Source organism: Brevibacterium renqingii (assembly GCF_017808105.1).
Taxonomy (GTDB): domain Bacteria; phylum Actinomycetota; class Actinomycetes; order Actinomycetales; family Brevibacteriaceae; genus Brevibacterium; species Brevibacterium renqingii.
The window spans coordinates 73,087-97,627 of the sequence record NZ_JADBHF010000006.1; the positions used below are offsets into that span (position 1 = coordinate 73,087).

Annotated in this window: 26 protein-coding genes, 1 pseudogene and 1 riboswitch; of the genes and pseudogenes, 15 read left to right on the forward strand and 12 right to left on the reverse strand. The window is 65.3% G+C overall.

All coding sequences use genetic code 11. From position 1 onward, the window contains the following. The first annotated feature begins 4 nt into the window (after positions 1-4). The gene (locus IHE57_RS07630) at positions 5-250 is read left to right on the forward strand and encodes a hypothetical protein (protein ID WP_209325919.1); all 246 of its coding nucleotides are present in this window, start codon (positions 5-7) and stop codon (positions 248-250) included. Then, positions 216-548 (forward strand): histone-like nucleoid-structuring protein Lsr2, encoded by a 333-nt coding sequence (locus IHE57_RS07635; RefSeq protein ID WP_209325865.1) that lies wholly within the window; start codon positions 216-218, stop codon positions 546-548. The genes IHE57_RS07630 and IHE57_RS07635 overlap by 35 nt, the downstream gene beginning before the upstream one ends. A 263-nt stretch (positions 549-811) precedes the next feature. On the opposite strand, the pseudogene IHE57_RS16345 reads toward IHE57_RS07635, so the two are convergent. Beyond that, a pseudogene (locus tag IHE57_RS16345) lies at positions 812-901 on the reverse strand (DUF1622 domain-containing protein); the annotation flags it as partial. Between the two features lie 219 nt (positions 902-1,120). On the opposite strand from IHE57_RS16345, the gene IHE57_RS07645 reads away from it, so the two are divergent. The 4 genes from IHE57_RS07645 to IHE57_RS07660 all read left to right on the forward strand — a co-directional run bounded on the left by IHE57_RS07645 (position 1,121) and on the right by IHE57_RS07660 (position 5,378). Next, the gene (locus IHE57_RS07645) at positions 1,121-1,648 is read left to right on the forward strand and encodes a hypothetical protein (protein ID WP_209372222.1); all 528 of its coding nucleotides are present in this window, start codon (positions 1,121-1,123) and stop codon (positions 1,646-1,648) included. A gap of 69 nt (positions 1,649-1,717) precedes the next feature. Further along, positions 1,718-1,861 carry a GPGG-motif small membrane protein gene (locus IHE57_RS07650; protein ID WP_209325862.1) on the forward strand — a complete coding sequence of 48 codons (144 nt, stop codon included), beginning with the start codon at positions 1,718-1,720 and terminating at the stop codon, positions 1,859-1,861. A gap of 299 nt (positions 1,862-2,160) precedes the next feature. Continuing rightward, the gene (locus tag IHE57_RS07655) at positions 2,161-4,701 is read left to right on the forward strand and encodes an ATP-dependent Clp protease ATP-binding subunit (RefSeq protein WP_209372224.1); all 2,541 of its coding nucleotides are present in this window, start codon (positions 2,161-2,163) and stop codon (positions 4,699-4,701) included. A 92-nt stretch (positions 4,702-4,793) separates the two neighbouring features. Further along, positions 4,794-5,378: an amino-acid N-acetyltransferase gene (locus IHE57_RS07660; RefSeq protein ID WP_209325860.1), complete on the forward strand. Its 585-nt coding sequence runs from the start codon at positions 4,794-4,796 to the stop codon at positions 5,376-5,378. Positions 5,379-5,394: 16 nt separating this feature from the next. Here IHE57_RS07660 and IHE57_RS07665 read toward each other — a convergent pair whose 3' ends face one another. Further along, positions 5,395-6,423: an HhH-GPD family protein gene (locus IHE57_RS07665; RefSeq protein ID WP_209372226.1), complete on the reverse strand. Its 1,029-nt coding sequence runs from the start codon at positions 6,421-6,423 to the stop codon at positions 5,395-5,397. Between the two features lie 36 nt (positions 6,424-6,459). Between IHE57_RS07665 and IHE57_RS07670 the strand changes: the two genes are divergently transcribed. Beyond that, entirely contained in the window at positions 6,460-7,284 is an 825-nt protein-coding gene (locus tag IHE57_RS07670) for a hypothetical protein (RefSeq protein WP_253720057.1), read from the forward strand. Positions 7,285-7,309: 25 nt separating this feature from the next. Here the strand turns inward: IHE57_RS07670 and IHE57_RS07675 are convergent, their stop codons facing one another. From IHE57_RS07675 to map, 3 genes are all read right to left on the reverse strand, one after another. Next, entirely contained in the window at positions 7,310-7,702 is a 393-nt protein-coding gene (locus IHE57_RS07675; RefSeq protein ID WP_246475951.1) for a VOC family protein, read from the reverse strand. A gap of 52 nt (positions 7,703-7,754) precedes the next feature. Further along, a complete protein-coding gene (gene radA / locus IHE57_RS07680) occupies positions 7,755-9,101 on the reverse strand; it encodes a DNA repair protein RadA (RefSeq protein WP_209325857.1) in 1,347 nt (448 codons plus the stop codon). 102 nt (positions 9,102-9,203) lie between these two features. After that, positions 9,204-9,971, reverse strand: a complete 768-nt coding sequence (gene map / locus IHE57_RS07685) for a type I methionyl aminopeptidase (protein ID WP_209372228.1) — start codon at positions 9,969-9,971, stop codon at positions 9,204-9,206. Positions 9,972-10,137: 166 nt separating this feature from the next. Here map and IHE57_RS07690 point away from each other — a divergent pair, with 166 nt between their 5' ends. Continuing rightward, positions 10,138-10,350 (forward strand): hypothetical protein, encoded by a 213-nt coding sequence (locus IHE57_RS07690; protein WP_209325855.1) that lies wholly within the window; start codon positions 10,138-10,140, stop codon positions 10,348-10,350. Between the two features lie 100 nt (positions 10,351-10,450). Here the strand turns inward: IHE57_RS07690 and amaB are convergent, their stop codons facing one another. Continuing rightward, complete coding sequence (gene amaB, locus IHE57_RS07695) at positions 10,451-11,986, reverse strand: L-piperidine-6-carboxylate dehydrogenase (RefSeq protein WP_209372230.1); 1,536 nt, start codon at positions 11,984-11,986, stop codon at positions 10,451-10,453. Between the two features lie 75 nt (positions 11,987-12,061). Further along, positions 12,062-13,264: an NAD(P)/FAD-dependent oxidoreductase gene (locus IHE57_RS07700; RefSeq protein WP_366933893.1), complete on the reverse strand. Its 1,203-nt coding sequence runs from the start codon at positions 13,262-13,264 to the stop codon at positions 12,062-12,064. A 180-nt stretch (positions 13,265-13,444) separates the two neighbouring features. Between IHE57_RS07700 and IHE57_RS07705 the strand changes: the two genes are divergently transcribed. From IHE57_RS07705 to IHE57_RS07720, 4 genes are all read left to right on the forward strand, one after another. Continuing rightward, on the forward strand, positions 13,445-14,320 hold the full coding sequence (locus tag IHE57_RS07705) for a LysR family transcriptional regulator (RefSeq protein WP_209325853.1): 876 nt from the start codon (positions 13,445-13,447) through the stop codon (positions 14,318-14,320). Between the two features lie 22 nt (positions 14,321-14,342). Then, entirely contained in the window at positions 14,343-14,945 is a 603-nt protein-coding gene (locus tag IHE57_RS07710; protein ID WP_209372232.1) for a class I SAM-dependent methyltransferase, read from the forward strand. 102 nt (positions 14,946-15,047) lie between these two features. Continuing rightward, positions 15,048-15,368: a putative quinol monooxygenase gene (locus IHE57_RS07715; protein ID WP_209325851.1), complete on the forward strand. Its 321-nt coding sequence runs from the start codon at positions 15,048-15,050 to the stop codon at positions 15,366-15,368. Between the two features lie 50 nt (positions 15,369-15,418). Beyond that, positions 15,419-15,961, forward strand: a complete 543-nt coding sequence (locus IHE57_RS07720; RefSeq protein ID WP_209372234.1) for a hypothetical protein — start codon at positions 15,419-15,421, stop codon at positions 15,959-15,961. A 55-nt stretch (positions 15,962-16,016) separates the two neighbouring features. Here IHE57_RS07720 and IHE57_RS07725 read toward each other — a convergent pair whose 3' ends face one another. The 5 genes from IHE57_RS07725 to IHE57_RS07745 all read right to left on the reverse strand — a co-directional run bounded on the left by IHE57_RS07725 (position 16,017) and on the right by IHE57_RS07745 (position 20,814). Next, on the reverse strand, positions 16,017-16,814 hold the full coding sequence (locus IHE57_RS07725; protein WP_366933894.1) for an energy-coupling factor transporter transmembrane component T family protein: 798 nt from the start codon (positions 16,812-16,814) through the stop codon (positions 16,017-16,019). A 40-nt stretch (positions 16,815-16,854) separates the two neighbouring features. After that, positions 16,855-18,384: an ABC transporter ATP-binding protein gene (locus tag IHE57_RS07730; protein WP_209372236.1), complete on the reverse strand. Its 1,530-nt coding sequence runs from the start codon at positions 18,382-18,384 to the stop codon at positions 16,855-16,857. Beyond that, positions 18,384-19,013: an ECF transporter S component gene (locus IHE57_RS07735; RefSeq protein ID WP_209325848.1), complete on the reverse strand. Its 630-nt coding sequence runs from the start codon at positions 19,011-19,013 to the stop codon at positions 18,384-18,386. Before IHE57_RS07735 ends, IHE57_RS07730 begins: the two co-directional genes overlap by 1 nt. Positions 19,014-19,036: 23 nt before the next feature. After that, a riboswitch (TPP riboswitch) is annotated at positions 19,037-19,145 on the reverse strand. Positions 19,146-19,205: 60 nt separating this feature from the next. Continuing rightward, entirely contained in the window at positions 19,206-20,138 is a 933-nt protein-coding gene (locus tag IHE57_RS07740; protein WP_209372238.1) for a universal stress protein, read from the reverse strand. 136 nt (positions 20,139-20,274) lie between these two features. Then, positions 20,275-20,814 carry a DUF4916 domain-containing protein gene (locus IHE57_RS07745; protein ID WP_209325846.1) on the reverse strand — a complete coding sequence of 180 codons (540 nt, stop codon included), beginning with the start codon at positions 20,812-20,814 and terminating at the stop codon, positions 20,275-20,277. Positions 20,815-21,009: 195 nt separating this feature from the next. Between IHE57_RS07745 and IHE57_RS07750 the strand changes: the two genes are divergently transcribed. Genes IHE57_RS07750 through IHE57_RS07760 form a run of 3 tightly spaced genes read left to right on the forward strand, consistent with a single transcriptional unit; the run spans position 21,010 to position 24,529 of the window. Further along, on the forward strand, positions 21,010-22,506 hold the full coding sequence (locus IHE57_RS07750; protein WP_209325845.1) for an MmgE/PrpD family protein: 1,497 nt from the start codon (positions 21,010-21,012) through the stop codon (positions 22,504-22,506). Beyond that, entirely contained in the window at positions 22,506-23,411 is a 906-nt protein-coding gene (gene prpB, locus IHE57_RS07755) for a methylisocitrate lyase (RefSeq protein ID WP_209372240.1), read from the forward strand. The genes IHE57_RS07750 and prpB overlap by 1 nt, the downstream gene beginning before the upstream one ends. Next, a complete protein-coding gene (locus tag IHE57_RS07760; RefSeq protein WP_209372242.1) occupies positions 23,408-24,529 on the forward strand; it encodes a bifunctional 2-methylcitrate synthase/citrate synthase in 1,122 nt (373 codons plus the stop codon). Before prpB ends, IHE57_RS07760 begins: the two co-directional genes overlap by 4 nt. Positions 24,530-24,541: the final 12 nt, after the last annotated feature.

The window sequence follows — 24,541 nt, forward strand, 5'->3', positions numbered from 1 at the left end:
CACGATGCTCGATATCCTCAAAGCGCTGCTCCCTTCGATCTGCGTGGGATTGCTGTTCTGGTATGTCATTAGGAATATCTTCCGCGCCGATCGCAATGAGCGCGAACAAGTGGATAAATACTATTCGGAGATTGACGTTAGCGAGAGCGAGAATAATTCGGAATCGGATGTTAAGATGACTGCGACAAAGACCACTGATCATGAAAAGAGTGAACATGGCAAGGGAAATGCGCCTCGTTCTCACGGATGATTTCGACGGAACAGAAGCGGCAGAAACCGTTCGCTTCAGCCTGGACCAGGCGACCTACGAACTCGAACTCTCGACAGAGAATGCCGAAAAGCTCCGTGAGACATTCGCCCCATTCATCGCCAAAGCACGTCGCGTAGCCAATACCGGCGGGCGGGGTCGTCGCGGCGGTTCGGCCTCAGGACCGAAGCGGGACACAGCGAAGATCCGCGAGTGGGCTCAGAACAACGGCTACCAGCTCGGTGACCGCGGTCGCATCCCGCTCGAAATCGTCGAAGCCTACGAGGCTGCGGAGAAATAAGGGTTCGCCTCCGAGCGGCGGAATCATCCGAATAGGTCTGAGGGGCCAGCGAAGAAATTCGCTGGCCCCTCAGTTCTTTGTCTATGGATTCATTTCATGAACTGCTGGGGAACAATATGAGGAAATCCGGCGCGGTGACAGAAACACAGGGAACTGCCAGGAATTCGACGAACGCACCGCGCAGATGCCGCTCGCATATGGCAAATGACACAAGCTATTTCCACGCGCGACAAGGGAGGTTGAGTCCTGGGCCGGTATCTGCGGGTCTGCGACGAAGGAGCCACGGCGACTGTGCGAATGATGTCTGCGGCCACGAGCAGTTCGAGTCCGAGCAGAATCGATCGCCCGAGGACGCCGACGGCGGCGTCCGGACGAGGCATCCGCGATAGACACGAGCGTGCAGGGCCGGAGCCTGCAGCACAGACCGAAGCGGGGATCCGGGCCACCTCGGCGATCTGGGCGGAAACGAGAAGGTCCTTGTCAGGCCGGTGATGGCGTGCAACGATGACTTCACCCTGTTGATCGGTTCCACGTGATCAATGGCAACCGAACGGACAGCAAGGAGAGAACGCATGAATGCCACCACCATCATCTGGATAGTCGCAGCAGTCGTCGTAGTTCTGATTGTCGTCGGCATCATTGTCGCGGTGAGCCGGAAGGCCGCTGCGAAGAAGCGCGAGCATCAGCGTCTGGAGGCGGCGAGGATCCGTCAGGAGACGGCCGAGTCCGAGCACCAGCTGCATGCTCGTGAGGCCGAAGCGGAGCAGCGTCGGGCAGAAGCCAAACAGGCCGACGCCGACGCGGAGGTGCAGGCCGCCGAAGCCAAGCGCAGACAGGCCGAAGCGGAACGGTTGGACGCCGAAGCCGCCGAGCGCGACCGCGTGGCGCGTGCCGAGCGTGATGAACAGGAACGCAGGCTCCGTCACGCCGATGACCTCGACCCCGATGTCGACGCGCACGGCAACCGCAGCAGGACTGCCGACGGACGCACCGAAGCCGGCGGCGCTCGTGCTGCCGACGAGAACAGGCTCGATGATCGCAGCGTCGATCCACAAGCGGGACGGCGCAGCATCGAGGACCCTGACTCGCCGCGACACTGAGACTCCGGCAGGATCCGCATCCTGTCGGCGCAGTACCCACCGTCAAACATGGAAGGAAGGGTCAGCACAATGGCTTTCATACTCTGGATAATCGCTGCCATACTCGTCATCTCCGGCATCTTCGCGATCTTCCGCAAGCAGATCCTGTGGGGCATCGTCCTCATCGTGGTCGGCTGCCTCGTGGGGCCGGGCGGAGTCAGTCTCTTCGCCTAGCTCGCGGAAAGTGCGACAGCGTCGCCCCAGCCGGAACAGGCTGGGGCGACGCTCATTCACACGACCTGGCTGGCGCGGCAGGCCGATGCGGGGAGGCCCATCGACTCAGACGGCCTTCTTCTGCCCTGCTGCCTTCGCCGCAAGGAGGCGCTTCCCACCTTGCGCACAAGGAGGGCGCATCCCGATGGCAATGGAATTTCGCCCATAGCCGAACGGTTTCGGCTGACGGCGAAACGTGCAATAGAACCGCGCTCATCGTCGTTAGGCTCAGAAGAATAAGAAGACCGAGGAGGATGAAAATGTTCGAGCGGTTCACCGACCGAGCACGACGCGTTGTGGTGCTCGCGCAGGAAGAAGCGAAACTTCTCAAACACAACTACATCGGCACCGAGCACATTCTGCTCGGCCTGATCCACGAAGGTGAAGGTCTGGCGGCGAAGGCTCTTGAGGGCATGGACATCTCCCTCGAGCAGGTGCGCGACCAGGTCCAGGAGATCATCGGACAGGGCCAGCAGGCACCGAGCGGACACATTCCCTTCACGCCGCGGGCGAAGAAGGTCCTCGAGCTCAGCCTCCGTGAGGCACTGCAGCTGGGCCACAGCTACATCGGCACCGAGCACATTCTGCTCGGCCTCATCCGTGAGGGCGAGGGCGTCGCGGCTCAGGTGCTCGTGAAGCTCGGTGCCGACCTCGGGCGGGTGCGCCAGGAGGTCATCAAGCTGCTCTCCGGCTACCAGCGCAAGGAGCCCGTCTCGGCCGGCGGACGCGAGGAAGGGGCGCCTTCGGGGTCGCTCGTGCTCGACCAGTTCGGCACCAATCTCACGGCTGCGGCCCGTGAGGCGAAACTCGACCCGGTCATCGGCCGACATGATCAGATGCAGCGCGTGATGCAGATCCTCTCGCGCCGAACGAAGAACAACCCGGTCCTCATCGGCGAGCCCGGTGTGGGTAAGACCGCCGTCGTCGAGGGGCTCGCACAGGCCATCGTCAACGGCGATGTGCCGGAGATCCTCACGGACAAGCAGCTGTACACGCTCGACCTCGGATCGCTGGTCGCCGGTTCCCGCTACCGCGGCGACTTCGAGGAACGCCTGAAGAAGGTGCTCAAGGAGATCCGCACCCGCGGTGACATCATCCTCTTCATCGACGAGATCCACACCCTGGTCGGTGCCGGCGCCGCCGAGGGCGCGATCGATGCCGCCTCGATCCTCAAGCCCATGCTGGCTCGTGGGGAGCTGCAGACCATCGGCGCGACCACCCTCGATGAGTACCGCAAGCACATCGAGAAAGATGCCGCCCTCGAGCGCCGGTTCCAGCCGATCCAGGTTCCCGAACCGTCGCTGGCGCATTCGATCGAGATCCTCAAGGGGCTGCGGGACAAGTACGAGGCACACCACAAGGTCACCGTCACCGACGGTGCCCTGGCTGCCGCGGTGAACATGTCCGATCGCTACATCAATGACCGGTACCTGCCGGACAAGGCGATCGACCTCATCGACGAAGCCGGTGCCAAGCTGCGGATCTCGCGGCTGTCGGTGCCCCAGGAGGTCCGGGATCTGGAGGAGAAGATCCTCGAGGCCCGCCACCGCAAGGAGGCTGCGATCGATGCTCAGGACTTCGAGCTGGCCGCTTCGGAGCGCGACTCCGAGATGAAGCTGGTCAAGGAGAAGGAGGAGCAGACCGAAGCCTGGCGCAAGTCCGGCACCGACACCTCGAAGGTCGTCGACGCCGATCTCATCGCCGAGGTGCTCGCTGCAGCCACCGGCATCCCGATCTTCAAGCTCACCGAGGAAGAGTCCTCGCGACTGCTGCGGATGGAGGACGAGCTGCACAAGCGAGTCATCGGTCAGGACGACGCGGTCAAGTCGATCTCCCGCGCGATCCGCCGCACCCGCGCCGGCCTCAAGGACCCGAAGCGTCCGTCCGGTTCGTTCATCTTCGCCGGCCCGACCGGCGTGGGCAAGACCGAGCTGGCCAAGGCGCTGTCCGAGTTCCTCTTCGGCGATGAGGATTCCCTCATCAGTCTCGACATGTCGGAGTACTCGGAGAAGCACACCGTTTCTCGTCTCTTCGGCTCCCCTCCGGGATACGTCGGCTACGAAGAGGGCGGTCAGCTGACGGAGAAGGTCCGCCGCAAGCCGTTCTCGGTCGTCCTCTTCGACGAGGTGGAGAAGGCTCATTCGGACATCTTCAACTCGCTGCTGCAGATTCTCGAGGATGGTCGCCTCACCGACTCCCAGGGGCGTGAGGTGGACTTCAAGAACACCATCATCATCATGACGACCAACCTCGGTACGCGCGATATCTCGAGCGGACTCCAACTCGGATTCCAGGTCGAGGGCGACACGAAGACGAACTACGACCGGATGAAGCAGCGGGTCAACGAGGAGCTCAAGCAGCACTTCCGTCCCGAGTTCCTCAACCGCGTCGATGACACGATCGTGTTCCCGCAGCTGAGCATGGAAGAGATCATCAAGATCGTCGACCTCTTCCTCGATCGCCTCGACACACGGCTTGCCGATCAGGGCATGAAGGTCGAGGTCTCGGATGCGGCGAAGAACCTGCTCGCCGAACGCGGCTACGATCCCGTGCTGGGTGCCCGGCCGCTGCGTCGGACCATCCAGCTCGAGGTCGAGGACACTCTGTCGGAGAAGATCCTGTTCAAGGAGATCGGACGGGGCCAGACCATCAAGGTCGACGTCAAGGGTGAGGGCCGTGAGGCCGAGTTCACCTTCGAAGGCACCGAGACCGAGAGCCTGAAGCCCGGTGACGACGAGGAGAACGAACTCGCCGCTGCAGGGTCCTCCGGTTCGAACGGACCGTCGGACACCTCCGCCTGAGCGATAGCGACGAAAGAGTCCGGGGAGTCGGCCGCTGGCCGGTTCCCCGGACTCTTTCGTATGCTCGCGACGCAATGGTGTTGAATGAGGACATGAGTTCTCATTCTGCCGAATTCGATCATGAACGGATCTCCGGAGACCACCATCTCAACCACGAACTTCCAGGTGGGCTCTATCTGCGACGAGCCAGAACCGGCGATGTCAAGGGCATCGAGGCGCTCGTGGCACCCCTGGCAGGAGAACGGATCCTCCTGGCCAAGGACACGGTGACGTACTTCGAATCGCTGCAGGAATTCTGGCTCGTCGTCGACCCGCAGCCCGATGGCTCGGAGATCCTTGCCGGCTGCGGGGCATTGCACATCATCTGGGCTGATCTCGCCGAAGCCCGGACGGTCGCGACCTCGCCCGACTATCGGGGCAGGGGAGTGGGCAAAGCCATCATCCGCCAGCTGCTCGCCGATGCCCGCGAGATCGGGGTCGATCGCGTGTTCTGCCTGACCTTCGAGACCGCGTTCTTCGGTTCCCTCGGTTTCGAACCGATCAAAGGCATCCCTGTCTCGCCCGAGGTCTACGTCGAACTCCTGCACTCGACGGACGAAGGCGTGGCGGAGTTCCTCGACCTGGCGCGGGTCAAACCGAACACCTTGGGCAATTCGCGCATGATCAGGTACCTCTGACCGAGCGCTCCTGCCGTCAGGACGGCAACGCCAATCTGCCGTCGACCTTCCCGGCCAGGCCATCGGCGACGAGATCCGAGATGAGGCGAGCGATTCGTTCCCGGTCCGCGCTGAGTTCGCGCACGCGGGCCACTGCGGCCGCTGTCGGTTCATCGAGCTCTTCGACGAACTCGGGATCCAGCTCGGTCACCGAGGTGGTGAAGAGGTCGACGCGGACCCCTGCCGGTCGCGCGTCGGCGGCGTGAGCTGTCTTGAGCACGTCCATGATCGCCCCACGCAGCTGGCGGTCCGTCCCCGTCCACTTCTGAATCTTCGGCTTCGTGGCCGAGGCGGGCCTGCCCAGCCGGTACCAGGTGCAGATGTCGCGCAGCGGGCAGGCGGCACAGTCAGGGCTGCGTGCTGTGCAGATCAGAGCGCCGAACTCCATCACCCCGGCGTTCCATCGCACATGGTCGTCCTCGGGAACGAAGCGGGCGGCCCAGTCGGTCTCCTTCCGACCGGGTGAAGCGGTGGGCCGCTCCCTGCCCGCGAAGAGGCGGACGAGAACCCGTCGCACGTTCGTGTCCAGGACCGTCGTGCGCCTTCCGTGAGCGAAGGAAGCCACCGCCGCGGCAGTGTAGGAGCCGATGCCCGGCAGCCGTTCGAGTTCCTCGACGGTCGTGGGAAGCACATTGTCGAGGTCCTCGGCGATGACACGAGCGGCCTCCTGCAGCCTCAGCGCCCTGCGCGGGTACCCCAAGCGGCCCCACCGATGGAGGACGTCGGCGGTCGGAGCCGCGGCGAGGTCGGCAGGGGTCGGCCACGCTTCCATCCACTCCCGCCAGCGCGGCTCGACCCGGGCCACGGGCGTCTGCTGAGACATGATCTCGCTGACGAGCACAGCCCAGGCGCTGGTGTCCGCCTCTCGCCACGGAAGGTCGCGAGCAGCTGAGGAGAACCAGGAGGTGATCGTCGTCTGCACGCGTCGCACCAGCGGTTCGGCGACCTCGGGAAAAGGAGCGGCAGATCGGTGCGCATTCGATTCGAGACCGACTCGGTGTGTCATTTGGTTGCTCATTCGCAATTGCCTAGGCTCAAAGCGATGACTCCTTCCAATCGCGGTTCGCAGCCGAAGAGAGCTGCGGGGCAGCCTCGCCAGTCTAGCGGGAAGCTGCCTGCTCACGTTTACCGCAGACGCCGCATCACCTTGGGCGTACTCAGCCTCGTCGTCCTCGGGCTGTTGGTGCTGGGCATCGTCGGCATCGCCAAAGCCATCGGCGGCAGCGGAGGAGATGGAGACGAGGTCACCGCAGAGCCGGAGAAACAGTCCGAAAGCACCACGGCGGCTCCGGTGCCGGACAAGAAGGCTGCGAGCGGAAGATGTCCCGAGGACAAGATCGCCCTCAAAGCGAAAGTCGATCCGAAATCCGTGAAGGACGGGCAGAAACCCGAGTTCGGCATGGTCATCGAGAACAAGCACACCGCGACCTGTCTCATCGAGGTCGGAACCAAGCAGCAGGAGTTCGTCGTCGAGAAGGACGGCGACGTCGTCTGGTCGTCGAAGTACTGTGCGGCGTCGAAGGACGAGAACGCGGAAGTCTCAACCGAGTTCGCACCGCACTCGGAGAAGACCGCGAAGCTCAAGTGGAACCGGATCCCGGTCGACAAGAACTGCAATCGGAAGGATGACGACTTCGCGCCGGGCGAATACGATCTCATCGTCAAGCTCGATGACAAGGAGAGCAAGCCGACGACGTTCGAGCTTGAGAAGGACGCTGCCGCGAAGGCCGAGGAGAAGAAGGCCGAAGAGGAGGAGTCTGAGAAGAAGGACTCTTCTGAGGAGGAGTCCGGGGAGAAGGACGGCTCCGAGGAGAAGCCCTCGGAGGGTGAGCCGCAGGACCAGGAGTCAGAGGGCTCGCAGAACTGAGTCCGTTGGACCGGAGGACGGCAGGTCAGGCTCCGCGGTAGGAGCCCACGCCCCAGGAATTGCCGTCATGGTCGCGGAAGTCGAACTCCCGTCCGCCGTAGTCCTGCGTCGCCACAGGTCGGACGATCGCATGCCCCATATCGACGATCTCCTGATAGAGACGATCGACTTCGCGTTCGGTGTCGACGACGACGTAGATCGAGCTGCCGCCGACCGCGTCGAGTGCTGACCCGTCGTTGCGGACGGACCCGAACATGATCCCACCGGTATCACCGAGCGCGTATTCGGCATGCTCGACGAGTTCGGGATCCTGTTCATTGCGGATCACCACACGCTCAGTGAACCCGAGCGTGACCAGCAGAGCGATCGTCGCTGCCGCATCCGTGGTCCTCATTGCCGGAAAAACTGTCGTGGTCATGACTCAAGGATGCTCCATTTTCGTCCGAAAGTCCCGAACTTCCTCGAGACGTTCAGCTCTTCAGCAGGATCTCGACCGCCTCAGCGATATGCTCGCATCCCTTCACTTTCATGTCCTGCGGCGTGGCCACATTGCTCATGGCGCCCTTGGCCACGATGGCGTGGGTGATGCCCAGACGCTTGGCTTCGTTGAGGCGCTGGCCGAGGTTGGGGACGTTGCGGATCTCTCCGGACAGGCTGATCTCGCCGATGCCCACGAACCTCTTGGCCAGAGGCCTGCCCATGACGGCCGAGGCCAGGGACAGACAGATGGCGAGGTCGCTGGCCGGTTCCGCCAGTTTCGCACCGCCGACCGTGGCGGTGAAGACATCGCTCTTGGACAGATTGGAATTCGGGATGTTCTGACTGAGCACGGCCAGCATCATCGCCACTCGTGAGGAATCGACCCCGGACACGGACCGGCGCGACTGGCCACCGGCGGACTCGGTGACCAGAGATTGGACCTCGACCAGCAATGGGCGTTTGCCCTCCTGGGTGACGGTCAGGCAGGTTCCCGGCGGATTCGCTCCGCTGCGGGAGAGGAAGAGCCCGGACGGGTCCTCGAGGCTCTTGATCCCGTTCTCCTCCATATCGAAGCAGCCCACGTCGTCCGTGGGACCGAAGCGGTTCTTCACCGCCCGCAGCATGCGCAGACGCGAATGCCGCTCGCCTTCGAAGGTGCACACGACGTCGACGAGGTGTTCGAGGAGCCGCGGTCCGGCGATGGTGCCGTCCTTCGTGATGTGGCCGACGAGCACAGTGGGCAGAGATTTGGCCTTCGCCTCCCTGATGAGGGCTGCGGCGACCTCGCGGACTTGGGTGACTCCGCCGGGCACCCCTTCGACCTCGGAAGACGCCAGTGTCTGGATCGAATCGACGATGAGCAGCTCGGGCTCCTCCGCCTCGATCATGCCCAGGACCGAACCGAGATCGGTCTCTGCGGCCAGCAGGAGAGAATCTGCCAAGGCATTGATCCGTTCGGCCCGCAGTCTGACCTGTCCGGCTGATTCCTCACCGGTGACGTAGAGGACTTTGGCTCCGAACATCGCTGTCTTCGCGGCCACATCGAGCAGCAGCGTCGACTTGCCGACTCCCGGTTCTCCGGAGAGCAGGACGACCGCGCCGGGCACGATCCCACCGCCGAGCACCCGATCGAGTTCGGGGACGAAAGTGGACTTCGCCTGAGCCAGGGTGGAGTCGATCTCGTTGATCGGCTTCGCTCCGCTGGACTTCTTGACCTTGGTCTTCACCTTCGACGAGCTCGCGCCCTTCTCCTCAAGGGTGCCCCAGGCCTGGCATTCGGGGCAGCGTCCGAGCCATTTGACCGTCGAATAGCCGCATTCGGTGCAGGTGAAAGACATACCGCAATTCTGGCATGAGCAGCTGACACAGGGGGTGGGGAAGCGGAAGGGCGCTCGACGACGAGATCGTCGGGCGCCCTTCGCGAGGAGTGCGGCAGCCGGTCAGTCGACGGTGGTGAGGACTCTGGGACCGTCCTCGGTGATGGCGATCGTGTTCTCCGAATGCGCGCCGTTCGAGCCGTCGGCCAGGCGCAGCGTCCAGCCGTCCTTGTCGACGGTGAGCTTCTTCGAGGTGAACGACCACCAGGGTTCGATCGCCAGTGTCAGGCCCGGTTTGAGCACGAGTCCGCGACCGCCCTTGCCCCGATTGGGAACATGCGGATCCTCGTGCATCGTGTGCCCGAGGCCATGACCGCCGAAGTCGAGATTGACCGGGATGCGCTGAGCATCGGCGATATCTCCGATGGCTTTCGAGATGTCGCCGAGGCGGTTGCCCGCCTGCGCCGCACCGATGCCCGCTTCGAGGCCGGCCCAGGTGGAGTCGATGAGACGCTGGTCCTCGTCGCGGCCGTCGCCGACGACGACGGAGCGGGCGGCGTCGGCGACCCACCCGTCGATGGACACCGCGAAGTCGAGAGTCAGGACGTCGCCGTCCTTCATCACATAGCTGTGCGGTTTGCCGTGGAGGACCCCGTCGTTGACAGACAGGCAGATGACATTGCGGAAAGGGCCCGAACCGAAGGACGGTGCGTAGTCCCAATAGCAGGACTTCGCACCGGCGTCTTCGATGAGCTTCCGGGCCCGCTTCTCCAGGTGCATGATGTCCATACCGGGTTCTGCGATCGAGGTCAGCTCCGCCAAGGTCTTCGCGACGAAACGGCCGGTCACCGCCATCTTGTCGATCTCGGCAGGCGTCTTCAGCTCAATCACAGGGGTTCTCCTTCGGCAGGGCTCGGGGCTTCGACATCGATTTTAGTCCCTGGCCCGGCCGTGGTCGCGGGTGCATCCGGTTCTGTGAGCGGAATGACGCGGCAGACGCTTCCCGAGCCGCTTCGCTCATTCGCAGGAGGGCTTGTCCAAAAGTAGGCTTGAGGCCATGGGAAACATCATCGCGGCTTTCGCTCTCGGCATGTCATTCGCGCTGGCGGTGACCTCGGGAGCCGATCTCCTGCACGAAGGCGACCGAGAGTGGATGCTCTGGCTGTGCTTCTTCGCGCCGCTCGCTCTGATCGGTTTTGCCGCCCAGCTCATCGAATTTAGGAAGAAGCAGAGGAAACGAGCATCGGCCGAGGGCGCTCCCAGAGCGTAGCGCCGGACGCATACGCTCGCTCAAGGGCGAGCTCAGAAATGTGGCTTTCGACGGCGATACATCCGAGCCCGCCCTTGAGCGAGCGGCAGGAGCCCGAGGGTCAGAGGAACTCGACTCCCTGTGCCAGCGGCAGCTCGCCCGAGTAGTTGATCGTGTTCGTGGCCTGTCGCATATAGGCCTTCCACGAGTCCGAACCGGATTCGCGTCCGCCGCCGGTCTCCTTCTCACCGCCGAAGGCGCCGCCGATCTCCGCTCCCGAGGTGCCGATGTTGACATTGGCGATGCCGCAGTCCGACCGCGAGAGGAATCTCTCGGATTCGGCGAGCTCTGAAGTGAAGATCGCCGAGGACAGACCCTGCGGAACCCCGTTGTGGATCTCGAGCGCCTCGTCGAGGTCCGAATAGGTCACGACATAGAGGATCGGGGCGAAGGTCTCGTCCTTCATCACCGCGGTCTGTGACAGCATCCGCACGACCGCCGGTTCGACATAATGCGCATCCGGACGTTCCTCGGCCAGCACGCGTCCGCCGCCGCAGAGGACCTCACCGCCTTCGGACTTCGCCTGCTCGAGCGCCGCCTGCATCGCCTCGTACGAGCCCTCGTTGATGAGCGGGCCCACGAGCACTCCGTCTTCGGTCGGCGAGCCGATGCTCAGTGTCTTGTACGCCGCGACGATCTTGTCGACGAACTCATCGGCGATGGACTCGTGCACGATCAGCCGACGCAGGGTCGTGCAGCGCTGACCGGCGGTGCCGGCAGCGGCGAAGACCACCCCGCGCAGCGCCAGATCGATGTCGGCGCTCGGAGCCACGATGGCCGCGTTGTTGCCGCCGAGCTCGAGCAGGATCCGCCCGAAGCGCTCTGCCACCACAGGACCGACCTCACGTCCCATCCGCACCGAACCGGTCGCCGAGACCAAGGCCACGCGCTCGTCGCGGACCATGACATCGCCGATGTCCCGACCGCCGACGAGGACGGGCACGAGGTTCTCCGGTGCTCCGACCTCGGCTGCGGCGCGGGCCAGGAGCGACTGTGCCCCGAGGGCTGCGAGGACCGCGTTCTCCGAGGGCTTCCACACCACTGCGTCACCGGCGACCAGCGCGAGTGCCGTGTTCCACGAGTACACGGCCACGGGGAAGTTGAAGGCGGAGATGACCCCGACGACGCCGAGCGGATGCCAGGTCTCCATGAGACGGTGCCCCGGGCGCTCGCTCGGCATGGTCTTGCCCCACAGCTGCCGGGACTGCCCGAGGGCGAATTCGCAGATGTCGATCATCTCCTGCACCTCACCGGCCGCCTCCGAGGGGGTCTTGCCTGCTTCGACGGTGATGATCTTCGCCAGGTCCTCCTTGTGCTCTCCCAGCAGCTGTCCCCAGCGCTGCACGAGCTGCCCGCGTGCGGGGGCGGGCACATCGCGCCAGGTCGCGAAGGCTGTCTGGGCGGCGCCGATCTTGTGTGCTGCGGTCTCCGCGGTGTCGGCGGCGAGGGTGCCGAGCTCCTGACCGGTGATGGGGGAGCGGGCAGGCAGGTTCGCCGAGGCGGCCGATGCCCTGAGTGCGTCGGTGTCGACCCCGCAGGCGCTCAGTCCTGAGGACAGGAGTTCGGAGATGGTCTGGTCGGTGGGCAGTGCGGTCATTGCCGTCCTTTCGTCGAATGTCGTTTCATCAGTTCTTCAGAGGTCGTTGCGAGGTGGCGGGGCGGGACGGAGAGTTCAGACCACGTTGAGCTCCTTGCGCAGCCCGGTGGTGGCGAAGCGACGCTTGTCCATCGGGGAGACATCGACGAAGGGCTCGCCTCCGGTGATGAGATCGGCGAGCACCTCCCCGACGGCAGGGCCCATGAGGAAGCCGTGGCCGGAGAACCCGCAGGCGTAGAAGAACCCGGACAGCTCCTCGGCCTCACCGATGAGCGCATTGTGGTCGGGAGTCATCTCGTACAGACCCGCCCAGCCGTGCTTGGCCTCGACCTCGCCGAGTGCGGGCGTGCGGGCGGCGATGTGCTCGGCCAGTGTCGACAGCCAGTTCGGGTCGCGTTTGTCGTTGAACGACCAGTCATCGACCTCGTCGGGGCAGCCGAAGAGCAGGCCGGATCCTTCCGGGTGGACGTAGTAGCTGGTCGAGAAGTCGATGGTGAATGGCATGCCGCTCGTGTCGAAGTCGACCGGTTCGCTGACCATGATCTCGCGCCGCAGAGGCTTCACCGGCAGGTCGACGCCGGCCAGCTGCCCGATGAGGCCCGACCAGGCTCCGGCCGCGCACACGACCTGGGAGCAGGAGATGGTTCCACGGTCGGTGATCACCGAGGTGACGCGGCGGCTGGGGCCGTCGTCGGCTTCGAAGCCGGTCACCTCGCAGTTCTTGAGCACGCGCACGCCTCGCTCTCGTGCAGCGGTGATGTAGCCGGAGACGACCGCCTCGGGGGTGCAATGCCCGTCCCCGGGGTTGAATGCCCCTGCCACGAGGCCTTCGGTGTCGACGAAGGGGGCGAGTTCGGCCACCTCGGCGACGGTGAGCATCCGCGAATCGAGGCCCATCCTCTGCTGGAGGGCGACATTCGCGGCGAAGGCATCGGCGGATTCGTTCGAGTCGAGGAGGAACAGGTAGCCGTTGCTGACGAGATCGATGTCGACGCCGAAATCGGCCTCGAAGTTCCGCAGCACCTCGAGGCCGCGCGCGGCGAGGGCGATATTCACCTCGTCGGAGAACTGACAGCGCACACCTCCTGCCGCCTTCGACGTCGAGCCGGAGCCGGGGGTGTCGCGTTCGACGAGGACGATGTCCTCGACCCCGCGTTCGGCCAGATGGTAGGCGATGGCCGCCCCAATCACACCTGCACCGATGATGACGACCGAGGCGCTTTCGGGCATCGAATCGGCTGCGGAATGCGGGCTGTTCGAAGTGGTCGGGGTCTCCACGTTTCACCTCACTGTCTGCTGCTGCGACGGCCTCCGTCGGCCGCCGCAGCAGCGGAAGATGCCGACGACGGTGTCGGCGGACTGTGACATGTCACCATTGTGCGTCCGATCACAGTTAAGGACAAGAGAGAGTTTATGAACGCTCTGTTTAGGAAGTGTGAAAGTCGCTATCATGCACTCATGGCTTGGACACTCGGGCAGCTGCGCACTTTCGTCGCCGTGGCAGAGCTCGGCTCGATGACGCGTGCCGCCGAGCACCTCGGCTACAGCGTCGGGGCCGTCTCCCAGCACATCACCGCTCTGCGGCGCGTCGTCGATTCCGATCTGTTCCTGCGCCGCGGTCGCGGCCTCGTCCTCGCCGAGGCCGGTCGCACGCTGCTGCCCCGGGCCAGGAACATCCTCGCCGCGCAGAAGCAGGCCGAGATGGCGATGCTCGGCCGGGACTTCCGCAGCGAGGCCATCGTCACCCTCGGCGTCTTCGGATCGGCATCGACCACGGCGCTGCCGCAGGTGGTGCGCCGGCTCGAGAAGCGCCACCCCGATATCGAGGTCCGAGCCCGTGAGATCAACGTCGAGACGATGTCCTCGGCCGTCATCGACGGAGTCATCGATCTGGGGATCGGGATCAACTATCCGGCCGTGCCGCTGCCGGCGATGCGAGGGCTGAGCTGGGAAGCCGTGGCCGGGGAGGACTTCGGCATCGTCGTGCCCGCCGGATCGGCGAAGCCGCGGCCCGGGCAGCTGGCCGAGGCCGATTGGATCCTCCCGCCGGCCGAGGAGCTCTTCGGACGCGCGATGCGTCTGGCCACCTCGGCGCTGGGGATCACCGCGAAGGAGACGCATATCGTCACCGACACCGCCGTCGCGCTCGCCCTGGCCGGGACTGGGCTGGGACTGACCCTGGCGACCCCGATCATGATGTCCTTGGGCGGCGCCGAGGTCGAACTCCAACCCGTGGCCGAAGCGGGCGGGCGGGAGATCATCGTCCTGACCTCCCCGGACCCGAGCGAGCCGGTGCGCGCCGTCGCCGAGGTGGTCGCCGAAGTCTTCGCGTGAAGTTCCGGCCTAGGATGAGGGCATGAGCTTCGACCATCAGTGGAACAAGGTACGCAGGGCCAATCCCGAGCATTCGGCCAACTATGCCCAGATGTGGCGCAAGCGCGTCGCCGAGGGGCACGACATCGGCGGAGAAGCGCGCTTCGTCAATGCGATGGCCCCGCGCGGTGCCCGCATCCTCGACGCCGGCTGCGGAACCGGCCGCGCCGGCGGGCTGCTCATCGAGGAGGGACACACCGTCTACGGTGTCGACCTCGACGAATTCCTCATCGCCGTCGCCGAGGAGGACTTCCCGAGCGGCCAATGGCACACCGGCGACCTCGCCGACTTCGACTTCGCCGGCGCCGGAATCACCGAGATCGACGTGGCCTTCTGCGCCGGCAATGTGCTCGCCTTCCTCGACCCGGCCTCACGCAGGCAGACCCTGGGCAACATCAAATCGACGCTCAAGCACGGCGGACGTCTCGTCTCCGGGTTCGGAGCCGGCCGCGGCTACGACTTCGACGATTTCGTCGAGGACATCAAGGCCACCGGAATGTTCGTCGACCTGAAGTTCTCCACCTGGGAACTCCACCCCTTCGAAGCCGGCAGCGACTTCCTCGTCCTCATCGCCGAGAGGCTCTGAGGACCCTCGACCTGTCCGCGGAGCCCGGGTCGGTCGCAACGCCGAACGGCTCGAACTAAGCTGACACCGACCCCACCGAGAATCAACCGAGGAGAATCCACCATGATCTTCATCGTTGTGAAGTACGACGTGAAGCCCGAGAGCGTCGAGAAATTCCCCGAGGCTGTGCGCGCCTTCACCGAGGCGACGCGCGCAGAACCCGGGAACCTGTGGTTCGAATGGTCGAAGAGCCTGGAGAACCCGAACGAGTACGTCCTCGTCGAGGCATTCACCGACGAAGGCGCGGAACCGCATGTCAAGAGCGATCACTTCGCCGCCGGACTCGAAGCCATGCGTCCGCACCTGGCCTCGACGCCGAAGATCATCTCACGCAAGATCGACGGCGAAGGCTGGGACGAGATGGGCGAGCTCAAGATCGACTGATCGCCTTCCTGGCCTTCATCTCGCATCGATCGGACGAATAGACTTCTGCCATGGTGACCAAGGCGCAGAACATCGGATCGATCGAAAAGGCCCTCGGCGAGCCATGGGCCGATATCCATGCTCGCCTCGAAGCCGCCGGGGGAGCGTCGGCGAGTCACAAAGAACTCGCCGACGCTCTCTATCCCCAGTTCGACGGCAGAGTCGACAACCACGGCTGGTGGGTCCAGGGCGCGGTCGTCGCCTACGAACAGGAGATCGGCCGTCGCGTGCCCGGTCAGCGTGCCGATGGCACCTTCGACGTGGCCGTGTCCCGCACGATGCCCGGCGATCGTTCCGAACTCATCGAAAAGTTCGCCTCTCTGATTCGCGATACCCTCAACGAGACGGCCCTCGACGGTGATCCCCGCACCTCGGAGACGGCGAAGCGCTCCTTCTGGCGAGCGAACCTCGACGGCGGCATCAAGATCGAAGCCGCAGCTGAGACGAAGAGCGAAGACAAGACCCTCGTCGTCCTCACCACGTCCAAGCTGCCCAGTCCGGAAGCCCTCGAGAAATGGCGGGCCTTCGGCAAGGACCTCCTCAAGCAGCTCTGACCGTCCGGAAGCGGAACAGCTCCGACGATTCCGCTTCGTTTCAGCCGATATCGTTTCAGCCGATGATCGGGTTCCAGACGCCGAGCACGTGAGCCGCTCCGATCGCTGTCCCGCAGACAACCAGGCTGTGGACTACCGCTGCGACATCTCGGACTGCGAAACTCGATCGCCTGCGCCACGTGCGTCCGGAACGACCGAATGCGCGACCCTCCATCGCCATCGCCAGAGTCGTGGCACGCCTGATCGAGACCACGAGCAGAACGAAGACCGCGCCGAACAGACTCCTGGTGCGCCGAACGAGCGAACCGCCGGCCACACCTCTGGCCCGCCTGGCCATCGCCAGCACCTGCCACTCACTGACCAGCAGACCCAGCAGTCGGCTCGCGGCGAGCACGGAGATGACGACGACCTCGGGCAGCCGCAGATGCTGGATCAGCGCATCGGCGAGGTCACGCGGATCGATCGTCGAGACGAGCACGATGAGCGGTATCGCCAAGGCGAGGACGCGCACGAAGATCGCCGCAGCCGCAGCCAGGGAGTCACTTGTCATGAGCAGCGGACCGAAGTCGATGACGACCTCCCCGGTCTTCTCCGCGAGGATCGCCGTCCCCCACGCCGCCAGCAGAGCACCGGCAGGAAGGAACCACAGCCGCCTGATCGTCGCGGCGAGATCGAGCCCGGTGGCGGGCAGCCCGAGCAGTGAGAACGCGAGCACCACACCGGCAGAGACGACATCGATGCTCAACAGCGCACCGATCATGAGGATGAGCGCCATGGTGATCTTCGTCAGCGGATTGCATCGGACCAGAGCCGTGCTGCGCACCACGGGAATGAGCTGACCGGGATCTTCCACCCCCACCTCGGGAGGCGGTTGCCGCCTGCGCGCCAACTGCTCACTCACCGCGCTCACCCGCCCCTGCCCGAGCCGTCGAGGAGGTGGAGAACGCCCCGAGGTCAACCCGTCGGGCCCCGATCGCGTCGAGGAAGGCATGATCATGGCTGACGGCGACGACGGCCGAGCCGCGGTCCAGGGCATCGACGAACAGTTCGACCAGCCCGGCCCAGGTCAGAGCGTCCTGGCCGAAGGTCGGCTCGTCGACGATGAGGACCTGTGGTCGGGGAGCGAGCATGGCCGCCACCGACAGGCGGCGCTTCTCGCCGCCGGACAGGCTCTGCGGATGCGCTTCGGCCAGCACCTGCAGGCCGAGCACGTCGAGCAGCTGGACGACGCGGTCGTCGACCTCCGCGTCCGACCACCCGGCCAGGCGCGGTCCCAGACTCAGCTCTGCGGCTACACCGGAGGTGAGGAACTGATGTGCCGGTTCCTGGAAGACCATGCCGATGCGCGGCGCGAGCAGCGCCGAGGGCCACGCGAACGGACGGGCGTGCTTCGACTCGCCCCGCAGCGCCGCCTCGGCGGTGACCCGTCCCGCGAACTCGGGAAGCAGACCGGCCAGCGTCAGCGCGGTCGTGGACTTGCCGGCGCCATTGGGGCCGACAATGCCCACAGCCTCTCCTGCGCGGACGGCGAGATCGATGCCGGCCGCCACCGGTGCCTTCGCTCGCGGCCGGCCCACGGCGAGGCCCGCGGCCCGCAGCAGCACATCCCCTCGTCCGTCGCCGGGACTCGAGCAGATCGCGGCCTCGGCTGTGGGTGACAGGCCCCCTCCTGACGTCGTCTCCGATCCGTGCGGCATCCAGATGCCGCAGTCGATGAGCGCCTCGGACAGGCTCCGGTCGGAGAAGATCCGCTTCGGCGGACCCTGTGCGAGGAGCCCGTGAGGACCGAGCACGATGACGCGATCGACGTGGTCGAGCCACAGTCCGGCCCGATGCTCGACGATGACCATCGTCGCCGAGGCGGCAGTCTGCACGGAGAGGACGGAGTCGCGGACCTCAGCGGCCGAGTCCGGGTCGATGTTCGCTGTGGGTTCATCGAGGATGATGACCTCAGGCGACATCGCGTGGATCCCGGCCAGGGCCAGGCGCTGCTTCTGGCCGCCGGACAGCGCCGCCGTCGGATGGTCGAGCGGCAGATCGAGGCCGAGTGCGGCCAGCGAGCCGGGGATCCGGGACTCGATGACCTCGGCGGGCAGTCCGAGGTTCTCCATACCGAAGGCGACATCGTCGCCGACGCGAGAGAAGATCACCTGCGATTCGGGATCCTGCAGGACCAGCCCGGAGCCGCCTCGGCGAGGATCCGGGGGAGCGTTTCCGACGAGGAGCTCACCGGTCGCCTCTCCGGACTCGTCGGGCAGGACACCGGCAAGCGCATGGAGGAGAGTCGACTTGCCTGCTCCCGAGCGTCCGAGGACGAGGACTCTCTCACCGGCCGTGATCTCGAGGTCGAGAGGACCGACGGCGGGAGCATCACGGTCGGCATGCGTCCACGAGTACTCCCGCGCCGTGATCGGCAGCCCCATCAGCGCAGGCGGCCGGAGGCGAAGGAGCTCAGCGCGCCCGTCCTCGCGATCGCCCGATGGGCGTACCAGGCGCCGATGCCGGAGATGACGAGGCCCGAGACGATCGCGCACACGGCATAGACGGTCTGGAAGCCGAACTGCCATTCGGCGTTGTACATGATGTTCTCGCTCACGGCCATGAAAGCCGCGGCCAGCATTCCGGCCAGTGCGGTGATCCAGAGCGTGAACCGCTTGTAGCCGAAGGCGGCGAAGACGAGTTCGGCGCCGAGACCCTGGACGAGCCCCGACAGCAGCACGGCTGCGCCGAAGTGAGAGCCGAGGACCGCTTCGACGATGGCGGCGATGAGTTCGCACAGGAGTGCGGCCCCGGGTTTGCGGATGATCGCACCGGCCAGGGGGCCGGCGAGGACCCACAGGCCGGCGATGAGCCCGATCGAGGGCGGGAACGCCTGGAAGGCGAGCTCGAGGATCTTCCAGCTCAGCGCCAGCACCCAGAACACGAGTCCGACGGCGATGCCGAGCACGGCGGTGGTGACGTAGTCGACGACCCGCCATTTCTTCGTCTTCGGCGCCAGGGTGTGGGCCGGTGCCGTGGACGGTGCGGAATTCGACGTGGTGGTTTTCGGCATTGTGCCTCCTCGGATCAAGGAGGGGTGGAAGAGTCTCGACTTCCTTCGGCGGTACTGACCGCATCAGGTTCGAGGGTCTGCAGCTTCTTCTGCACTCTCAGCGCCCCTGATGGCGCTCCCCTGTCGTAGCCACCACTGTACAGCAGACGGCGGTGAGAGGCAGCGGGTCTCAGGGGCGCCCGGCGATGCCGATCAGCTCGGCACCACCATCACCGGTCCCGCGGCACGGTTGAGGACACCGCGGGAGACGGAGCCGAGCAAAGCGCTCTTCAGACGTCCGCGACCGCGCGTGCCCAGCACGGTCAGCTGGGCGCGGGCGCTGGTTTCGATGAGTGTCTCGGTGGGATCGCCGATCGGAACCGATGTGGATACGGACAGCGAGGGGAACTGCTCGCGAAGCTCGGCGACCTCTCTCTCGAGCCCGGCGGCGAGCTCCTTCTGCCGACGCCCTGAGACCTCCGAGCTGAGCTCGAGCTCGGGGTACCAGTACAGCCATTCGTCTCCCGTCGGCAGCACCGAGACGACCTCGAGCGGAGCTTCGCGCACCGCGGCCTCGGCGGCCGCGGTGAACATGGCGATGCGTCCTGTGTCCGAGCCGTCGACGGCGACGACCACGGGGCCGTTCTGTGCTGAGTCGGGTGCGGCATGCTGCGGCACCACGATGGTCGGACAGTGCGCATGGGCCGGAAGGGCGGTGGAGACCGATCCCAGCACGCGGCCCATGAAGCCGCCGCGACCTCGCGCGCCGACGATGACGACCTCGGCCTCGGAGCTGAGGGTGACGAGGACGCCGGCGGCATCGCCCGGTGCGGTGCGGAAGCTCTTCTCACCGGGGTGATCTCGCAACAGCTCGACCGCCTCGGCGAGGGTCGCCTCCGCTTCCTTCTTCGCGGTCACGTCTTCGGGCTCGCTGGGGAGGGAGGCCATGTTCGGATAGATCATCGTCGGCAGCGCATAGGCGGTGACGACGGTCAGCGCGGTATGCCGGCGCTCGGCCTCGACCGCGCCGCGGCGGACGGCCAGAGCTGAGAGTTCGGAGCCGTCGAAGCCGACGAGGACTCCGACCTCTCGGGAGAGGCCTGACTCTGACGGGCGTGTTTCGGACGGACGGGACTGGGCAGACATCTCGGACCTCTCGGTCGGGGCCTTGCCAACCCGGACGCCGACGACGGCCCCGACTGGCGGTATCGACGGCGTCGGGACCATCCTACCAAGCGGCTTCTACGCGGCGTAGAAAAATGTGCGGGTGAGAGCCTCGGTCTCAGACCGGGAAGCCCAGATGGGTGAGCGCGGCCTTGAGGACGTGCTCCTGGCCGTAGCAGAGCTCGCCCGTGATATCGGGACGCAGCGTCTCCTCGGGGGTCAGCCAGTCGAGGCTGAGGGCGTCGGCGCGTGGGGTGCACTCACCGCGGACCTCGAGGATGAAGCACATGGAGATGGCATGCTGGCGCGGATCGTGGAGCAGAGAGGATCCCTCGGTGGGGAAGTACTCGGCGATGTGGAACGGCGAGATCGCCGGCGGGACGACCGGCAGCGCCATCGGGCCCAGATCGTTCTCCGCATGGCGCATGAGCGCGGAGCGGATGGTCTCGTGGAAGCGGATGCGTCCGCCGACGACCTCCCGCCCCAGGGTCCCGTCCTCGAGGCTGCGCAGCAGCAGTCCGATGCGCTCGACGTTGCCCGACTCTCCCACTCGCACCGGGATCGCGTTGACATAGGGGATCGGCAGGCGTCTGCGCAGTTGGGCGTACTCCGCGTCGTCGAACCAGTTCTCGTCGAAGTCCAGGGCAGTTCGAGTCATGAGGCAATCGTCCCACATCGTGGGCCGAGGCAGAAGCGCTCCGCGGCTTTGGTGGTGAACCAGCACACACATCGGGTAAAGTATCTTGACATCGAGATAAATTTCCGACCGGCAGAGAACTGCCCAAGTGACGTGGCCTACAGTTGTGTCAGCACTTTCCGACCGGAACCGGTCGAGGACTATGAAGGGGTACCCATGATCAATCATGAAGTCCGCACTCATAAGAGCTCAGAGAACCTGGCTCGAGAGGATCAGCTCGCCTGGAAGATCGCAGAGGTCGCATCCGATCCGACACCGGTCGATTCCGACGTCACCGAGATGGTCATCAACCGCATCATCGATAACGCCTCCGTCGCGGCCGCCTCGGTGCGCCGCTCCGCTCCGATGCACGCCCGCGAGCAGGCGCAGACCCACCCGTTCACCCCGGGCGCCAGCATCTTCGGTCTCCCGCTGGCCGACCGCTTCTCGCCGGAATGGGCCGCTTGGGCCAACGGCGTGGCCGTCCGTGAACTCGACTTCCACGACACCTTCCTCGCCGCCGAGTACTCCCACCCCGGCGACAACATCCCGCCGGTCCTCGCCGTCGCCCAGCACAAGGGCATCGACGGCAAGGACCTCATCAACGGTGTCGCCACCGGCTACGAGATCCAGGTCGACCTCGTCAAGGGCATGTGCCTGCACGAGCACAAGATCGACCACGTCGCCCACCTCGGCCCCTCGGCCGCAGCCGGCATCGGAGCCATGCTCCACCTGCCCACGGAGGTCACTTTCCAGGCCGTCCAGCAGGCTCTGCACGTGACCACGGCGACCCGTCAGTCGCGCAAGGGCGAGATCTCGTCCTGGAAGGCCCACGCTCCCGCCTTCGCCGGCAAGATGGCCGTCGAGGCCGTCGACCGTGCGATGCGCGGCGAAGGCGCGCCGAACCCGATCTACGAGGGCGAGGACGGCTTCATCGCGTGGATCCTCTCCGGTCCCGAGGCCCGCTACACGATCCCGCTGCCCGGCAAGGGCGAGTCCAAGCGCGCGATCCTCGACACCTACACCAAGGAGCACTCGGCCGAGTACCAGGCCCAGGCGCTCATCGACCTCGCCCGCAAGCTCGGCGGTGAGATCGAGGACCTGACGAAGATCAGGCGCGTCGTCATCCACACCTCGCACCACACCCACTACGTCATCGGCACCGGCGCGAACGATCCGCAGAAGATGGATCCCGGTGCCAGCCGTGAGACCCTCGACCACTCGATCATGTACATCTTCGCTGTGGCCATGCAGGACCAGGGCTGGCACCACGAGCACTCCTACGCCCCCGAGCGTGCCGGTCGCCCCGACACCGTCGAGCTCTGGCACAAGATCGAGACCACCGAGGATCCCGAGTGGACCCGTCGCTACCACTCGACCGACCCGAACGAGAAGGCCTTCGGCGGACGCGTCGAAATCGAATTCGAGGACGGCTCGACCCTGGTCGACGAGATCGCCGTCGCCGACGCGCATCCCTTCGGTGCTCGTCCCTTCGCTCGTGCGAACTACGTCGAGAAGTTCAAGACCCTGGCCGAAGGCATCGTCAGCGATTCCGAGCAGGCCCGCTTCCTCGACCTGGCCGAGAACCTCGAGAACCTCGACGCGAAGGGCGTGGCCGAACTGTCCTTCACCGTCGACGGCCTCGAGCACAGCGGATCGAAGGGCATCTTCTGATGCTGGGCGCAACGGCAACCCCGGCTGAGCGCCGCGCGAAGTTCCGCGAGCTGCTCGCCGGCGATCAGATCGTCCAGTTCCCCGGCGCCATCAACCCGATCAACGCTCAGATCATCGAACAGACCGGATTCGAGGGCGTCTACATCTCCGGCGGTGCGTTCTCTGCGGCCATGGGCCTGCCCGATATCGGGCTGACCACGCTCACCGAGGTGGCCGACCACGGACGCAACATCGCCCGGGTGACGAACCTGCCGACGTTCATCGACGCCGACACCGGCTGGGGCGAGGCCATGAATGTGGCTCGCACAGTCCAGGAGTTCGAGGACGCCGGGATCTCGGGGATGCACCTCGAGGATCAGGTCAACCCGAAGCGCTGCGGCCACCTCGACGGCAAAGAGGTGGTCACCGCCGCAGAGATGAGCAAGCGCATCAAAGCCGCCGTGAAAGGCCGCCGCGATGAGAACTTCGTCATCAGCGCTCGCACCGATTCCCGTGCCGGCGAGGGCCTCGACGCGGCGATCGACCGGGCAAAGGCCTACGTCGACGCCGGCGCGGATCTGATCTTCCCCGAAGCCATGCGCGATCTGGGCGAGTTCGAGAAGTTCGCCTCCAGCGTGGATGTGCCGATTCTGGCGAACATGACAGAATTCGGAAAGAGCGAACTGTTCACGACCGAGCAGTTGGCGAACGTCGGAGTCAAGCTCGTGATCTACCCGGTCACGACTCTGCGTCTCGCCATGGGTGCGATCAAGTCGGGCCTGCAGACCATCCGCGACCAGGGCACCCAGGTGGACCTGCTCGAGGGCATGCAGACCCGTGCGGACCTGTACGACACGATCGACTACGCTGCGTACAACGATTTTGACGCTGCCGTATTCAACTTCTCACAGGAGGGTCACCAGTGACCGAAGAAATCAAGAAGGGCCTGGCCGGCGTCGTCGTCGACACCACGGCCGTCTCCAAGGTGGTCCAGGAGACCAACTCCCTGACCTATCGCGGGTACCCGGTTCAGGAGCTCGCCGCCAAGCGCAGCTTCGAGGACGTCGCCTACCTCATATGGAACGGCGAACTGCCCACCGAATCGCAGCTCGAAGAGTTCCAGGCCCGCGAGCGCTCGCAGCGGACGATCGACGACAAGCTGGTCCAGCTCATCCTCGACCTGCCCAAGGACTGCCACCCCATGCACGTCGTGCAGACCGCTGTGGCCTACCTCGGTGCCGTCGACCCCGAGGCCGATGTCGAAGGCGAGGAGGCGAACCTGGCCAAGGCCGAGCGCCTCTATGCCCAGCTGCCGACGATCGTGGCCATCGACCACCGTCGGCGCCACGGCCTCGACCCCGTCGCACCGACGCAGGACCTCGGCTACGCTGCGAACTTCTTCAAGATGGTCTTCGACGAGGTTCCCGCCGAGGAGGTCGTGCGCTGCTTCGACGTGTCGATGATCCTCTACGCCGAGCACTCCTTCAACGCCTCGACCTTCACCACCCGAGTGATCACCTCGACGACGTCCGATCTGTACTCGGCCGTCGCCGGCGGCGTCGGCGCGCTCAAGGGGCCCCTGCACGGCGGGGCCAATGAGGCCGTCATGGCGATGCTCGAAGAGGTCGGCACCGCCGACAGGGCTTCGGCCTGGATCGACGAGGCGCTGGCCAAGAAGGCGAAGATCATGGGCTTCGGCCACCGTGTGTACAAGAACGGCGATTCGCGCGTTCCCACCATGCGCAAGGCCTTCGAGGACATGGTCGAGGCCAAGGGGGCGAAGGATCTGCTCGCTCTCTACAACGCCTTCGAAGAGGACTTCGTCTCACGCAAGGGCATCTACCCCAACCTCGACTACCCTTCGGGCCCGGCCTACCACCTGATGGGCTTCGACACCGAGCAGTTCACTCCGATCTTCGTGATGTCGCGCATCACCGGGTGGACCGCTCATATCCTCGAGCAGCAGGCGAATAACGCCCTGATCCGTCCGTTGAGCGCCTATGACGGTGAGGACCAGCGCGAAGTTCCCGACAGCCGGGGCTGAGCGCGGCAGGAA